The organism is Frankia sp. AiPs1 (genome assembly GCF_023716945.1).
GTDB lineage: Bacteria > Actinomycetota > Actinomycetes > Frankiales > Frankiaceae > Frankia.
On sequence record NZ_JAMQQF010000730.1, the window covers coordinates 1 to 2442 of the forward strand.

Here is a 2442-nt window from a genome sequence, read left to right on the forward strand (position 1 = left end):
CTCGCCGGACTGCGGGTGATCGACCTGTCGGCGCCGGCCGCCGGCACCGGGGCTTCGCTGGATGCCGCGGAACCGGGCGGCGGCGTCGTGGTCATGACCCGACCCTAGAACCCGCCACCGACACTCCCGCGGGTCGGTCCCGGCCGGCACCGAGGGACGTCCACGGCGACGGTCCGGCGGGCGGGGGCCGGCTCGGCTGACCGGCGTCGCGAGACGTCCGGGTGGGCCTCGGCGCGCGGAGGCGGTCCTGGCCGCAGACCCCCGGCGCCCCCGCTGGTCACAGGCACGGACAGGGCCGGCAGACGCGGCCGGATCTGGTCCGTAGCATCGGTTCCATGACGGATCAGCGCGGTGGGACCGACTCGGATGCCCATGGCGGCACGGGCGGTGCATCGCGGCATCCGGGAGAACGCCCGTCGGGGGTCATCATCGGGCGCATCCGCGGCGTCCCGATCATGGTGTCGCCACTGGCGCTGGTCTTCGCCCTCCTGGTGGCCTATCTGCTCTCCGGTTCGATCCGGGACCGGCTGCCGACGGCGTCGGACGGCCAGGTCCTCGCGATGGCCACGGTGATCTCCGTCGGCTTCCTGGCGTCCCTGCTGGTTCACGAGATCGGTCACTGCCTGGCCGCCCTCGCCTTCGGCCATACCGTCCGGTCGGTGACGCTGCACGGGTTCGCCGGATTCACCGAGTTCGAGCCCGAGCCCCGTAGCCCCGGCCGCGAGTTCCTCATCGCCTTCGTCGGTCCGGCGGCCAACGGTGTGCTCGCCGGGCTGTGCTTCCTCGGCCTGCTCGGCATCGGCGACGACACCCACGTCGGGGTGGTGCTGCGCGATCTCGGGGTCATCAACCTGGCGCTGTTCGTGTTCAACCTGGCCCCCGGCGTGCCGTTGGACGGTGGGCGGGTGGTCATCGCCGCCGTGTGGGCGGTGACCGGGGACAAGCTGCGCGGGCTGCGGGCCGGCGCCTACGGCGGCTTCGTGGTGGCCGCGGGCATGGTCGTCTGGGGCACGACGATCTCCGGCGACACCTTTGGCCTGTTCTACACGTATGCTCTGGCGGCGTTCCTGGCCTTCGCGGCCTTCCAGTCACTGCGGGCGGCCCAGCTGCGTGGGCGGCTGCCGGGGCTGTCCGCCGGCCGGCTGGTCCGCCGGACGCTGCCCGTCGAGGGCGCCGTGCCGCTGGCCGAGGCGCTGCGGCGGGCGCAGGAGGTCGGGGCCACCGCCGTCGCGGTGATAGACCGGGACGGTAATCCCATCAAGATCATGAATGGCTCGGCGGTCGACGCGCTGCCCGAGCATCGGAGGCCGTGGATGTCCGTGGACGAGGTGAGCCGGGCGATCTCGCCCGGGATGGTGCTCGACGCCGACCTGGAGGGCGAGGACCTGCTCGCCGCCGTGCAGAGCATGCCCGCCTCGGAGTACCTGGTTCTGCAACAGGGCCGGCCGGTCGGCGTGCTCGCGATGGTCGACCTGGTCGCCCGCCTCGACCCGGCCGCCGCCGCACGCATGGTGGCGCAGCGGTGAGCGATTCCGACCTCAGTCCCGATCTCCGTGGCCCCGATCTCCGTAGCCCCGATCTCCGTCCCGGTCCCACCGGTGCGGCACACCGCCGTGGGCCCTTCACCAAGGGTGACCGGGTGCAGCTCACCGACCCCAAGGGGCGAAAGCACACCGTCGTGCTGGAACCGGGCAAGCAGTTCCACACCCACCGCGGCGCCGTCGAACACGACGCGCTGCTGGGTCGGCCCGAGGGCATCGTCGTCACCAGCACCGGCGGCACCGACTACCTGGCGTTGCGTCCCCTGCTCGTGGACTTCGTGCTCTCGATGCCCCGCGGAGCGACCGTCGTCTACCCCAAGGACGCGGCCCAGATCGTCACCTACGCGGACATCTTCCCGGGCGCGCGGGTGCTTGAGGCCGGCGTCGGCTCGGGCGCGCTGTCCTGTTCCCTGCTGCGCACCATCGGGGACGCCGGCCGGCTGATCTCCTACGAGCGGCGGGAGGACTTCGCCGCCATCGCCCAGCGCAACATCGAGACGTTCTTCGGCGGCCCGCATCCGGCGCACACGGTGATCGTCGGCGATCTGGCCGAGACGACCGAGCGGGACGTCGACCGGGTCGTCCTCGACATGCTCGCGCCCTGGGACGTCGTGGACGCCGTCAGCGCGGCGCTCGTTCCCGGCGGGGTGGTCTGCGCCTATGTCGCCACGACGACGCAGCTTTCGCGGGTCGTGGAGACGCTGCGGGCCCACGGCACGTTCGCCGAGCCCGCCGCGTGGGAGACGATGATGCGGGACTGGCATGTCGAGGGACTTGCCGTCCGCCCCGGCCACCGCATGGTCGGCCACACGGGCTTCCTGGTCACCGCGCGCCGCCTCGCCGACGGCGTCACGCCGCCGGTCCGTCGGCGCCGGCCTGCGAAGGGTGCCCTCGGCGAGCC

The 2442-nt window shown here is 72.9% G+C and carries 2 protein-coding genes; both read left to right on the forward strand.

Going from position 1 to position 2442, the window contains the following annotated elements; all coding sequences use genetic code 11:
• The first annotated feature begins 335 nt into the window (after window positions 1-335).
• Window positions 336-1526, forward strand: coding sequence for a site-2 protease family protein (locus tag ND748_RS30030; RefSeq protein WP_251749584.1), 1191 nt, complete (start codon window positions 336-338; stop codon window positions 1524-1526).
• A partial coding sequence (locus tag ND748_RS30035) for a tRNA (adenine-N1)-methyltransferase (protein WP_308205771.1) occupies window positions 1523-2442 on the forward strand: 920 nt, incomplete at its 3' end. The genes ND748_RS30030 and ND748_RS30035, both read left to right, overlap by 4 nt.

Bases quoted from the DNA above. Each gene is read 5' to 3' on its own strand.
- ND748_RS30030 (WP_251749584.1), top strand. From the start codon at position 336: ATGACGGATCAGCGCGGTGGGACCGACTCGGATGCCCATGGCGGCACG.